The organism is Daejeonella sp. (assembly GCF_049655485.1).
Taxonomy (GTDB): Bacteria; Bacteroidota; Bacteroidia; order Sphingobacteriales; family Sphingobacteriaceae; genus Daejeonella.
Genome location: NZ_JBASJU010000354.1, coordinates 1 through 2431, shown reverse-complemented (window position 1 = coordinate 2431; position 2431 = coordinate 1). Strand labels below are relative to the sequence as shown.

Sequence of the window (2431 nt, the reverse complement as noted above, 5' to 3'; positions counted from 1 at the left end):
GTGCGCAATAAGTATTTTAAAGGTTGCCTGGGTAAAAAGGGAATGAGCTTTATTCAGGGAGAAGAGAATCGATTGGCGGTTTTTGAAGGATATTTGGATTTCCTAAGTTGGAAACATGAACAAACATTAAACAAGCCTACTGTTTTAATCCTTAATTCCTTATCTTTTATCTCAGCTGCTATTGTCCGTTCTTCCAAATTTGAAGCGGTGGATGTTTTTTTTGACCATGATCAATCCGGTAGGCAGGCAACTCAGCAGTTGTTATCCGCCATTCCTCATGCCAAAGATCGCTCAGATATATACGCCGGCCATAAAGATTATAACGAGAAACATATGGCTGAACAAGCCGAATCAATGCGCATAAGGTCGACTAGTGATGTTTTTAAAAGCCTTAAAGTTGGTTTTTGTAGGTAACTATTTTACAAAACATTCTCTGAAGGGAGAATCTCGTTTAGTATGGTTCAACTTAGCTTGTTTTAAACAGATCTTACTAATGGGTTATTCAGCTATTCATTTATGCAAATTGCTGTATAGCCGTATATACGAATAGCTATTTATTTATCTAAACAACTCTTTATATAGTCTGCTAACTGAATAGCCAGATATACAACTATCTACTTTTATAATTATTCAATAAGCTACCTAAACAAATAGCGCTATATATAAACAGACATTGATATCAATAATCGAATAGAGGTTAATCTATATATCTGTTTTATGTCTTAATCTAAATAGCTACTTATACTAATAGCCAGCAAACCTAATTCAACCCATAAGAAGAGCTCCAGAAAGCTTTAGCCTTTAAACCCACATTTGGCAATACCATCTCCTTTAAAAGGTTTAGTCTCAGTCTTTGTTTTTATACCGGCAAGTTGTGTTTTTGGGTACCCAAAAACTCACTTGCCTTTGACCTGCCTAACCCCTGAAGGGGGAAAGGCTGGACAAAGGAGTGAAAAACCGCGCAACTTGGTTTTTCTGCAAAACGCCTAAAAGCCTATCCGAAGCCTCATGAAGAAAGCAATTAAGAAAGTTGGTCGGCCGGAAATGACATCAGGAAAACGCACGAAGATTATTAAAGCCAGGCTAACCGAAGATGAATTTAACCAAATCTTGATTATTGAAAAAAGCCTCGGTATCACTCGTATGGAACTTATCCGGACAAGAGTGCTTTACAATTCAAGTAAGGTTTTGGTTAATGCAGGGGGGCTTTTAAAACAGCTTGATGCTATCGGTGCAGAAATGGGCAGAGGTGGAAATAACATTAATCAACTGGCCAGGCATGCTAATATACTCAATAATGAAGGATTGCTGACTGAAAGCGTAGCCAGAGAATTTAACGAACTTTTTCGATCCTACATAACTATCCAACAAGAATTGGAAAAAGGGATGCGGCAAATCATTCGACTGATGAAATCTTAACCTATGATTGTAAAAATCCTCAATAAATCCGCAGCCTTTAAAGGGGTAAGTTATAACACCAGCAAGGTTGAAAAAGATAAAGGCGAACTAATGAAGGTACAAAATTTCGGGGCTTTACAAGGCTTGGATCATTTACGGCCACAGGATTATATCAATTATCTTGAAGCTCAATCTGCCCGAAGTACCCGGACAAAGTTTCCGCAATTCCATGCTGTTATTTCGGCTAAAGGAAGATCACACAGCAAAGAGCAGTTAACCGACATTGCGGAGCAATGGCTTAAAGGAATGGGCTACAGAGATCAGCCCTATCTGCTGATTTTCCATAAGGATACGAAAAACAACCACATACACATGGTTACCACTCGCGTGGGAAAAGATGGACGGAAGATCCCTGATTCTTATGAAAAAATAAGATCATACCAGGTATTAAACCGGGTATTAGGGATAGATGAAATTAAGGTTGCTTTAGCGGATCTGAAAAATGCTTTATTGTACAACTTTTCCACCCGTGCGCAGTTCATGATGATTTTAGAAGCACAGGGTTACGCCCTGACTTTATCACCAACAGATTATAAGATCAGTAATTTTGGTAAAGAACTGGCTCAAATACCTATAACAAAGGTAGATGAGAGAATAGCTGACCATCAAAAAGATAAAGAGCGCATCAGCCAGCTGCGGGCGATAATCGAAAAATAAAGGCTACAGGCAAATCCGGCAATTTATACCGTAACCCATGATCTTCCGGGAGGAAAGACAAAAATACTTACCGGCTATTCTTCCAAACTGGCAGAAATGCTGAAGGCTAAGTTCGGAGTTCAAATACTATTTCATGCGAAAGATGATAAACCCCCTTATGGATACACCATCCTTGATCATGCGCGGAAGGCTGTTTTTAAAGGTGGCGAAGTCATGTCCTTAAAAGAGTTTATTGACCCCTTACAACCCGGAGTCAAAGAGGAAACCAGCCCTGAATTTTCTGGAATAATGAAAGAGATATCCCAGGACAATCTGG

At 39.1% G+C, this 2431-nt stretch carries 4 protein-coding genes; all 4 read left to right on the top strand.

Annotated elements, in window-relative coordinates:
- Positions 1-414 (top strand): toprim domain-containing protein (locus WBJ10_RS14485; protein ID WP_424291525.1); only part of this gene is annotated, 414 nt, incomplete at its 5' end.
- Positions 415-1008: 594 nt separating this feature from the next.
- Positions 1009-1419 (top strand): plasmid mobilization protein, encoded by a 411-nt coding sequence (locus WBJ10_RS14480; protein ID WP_424291523.1) that lies wholly within the window; start codon positions 1009-1011, stop codon positions 1417-1419.
- 3 nt (positions 1420-1422) lie between these two features.
- A complete protein-coding gene (locus WBJ10_RS14475; RefSeq protein ID WP_424291522.1) occupies positions 1423-2115 on the top strand; it encodes a relaxase/mobilization nuclease domain-containing protein in 693 nt (230 codons plus the stop codon).
- A gap of 96 nt (positions 2116-2211) precedes the next feature.
- A partial coding sequence (locus WBJ10_RS14470; RefSeq protein ID WP_424291520.1) for a hypothetical protein occupies positions 2212-2431 on the top strand: 220 nt, incomplete at its 3' end.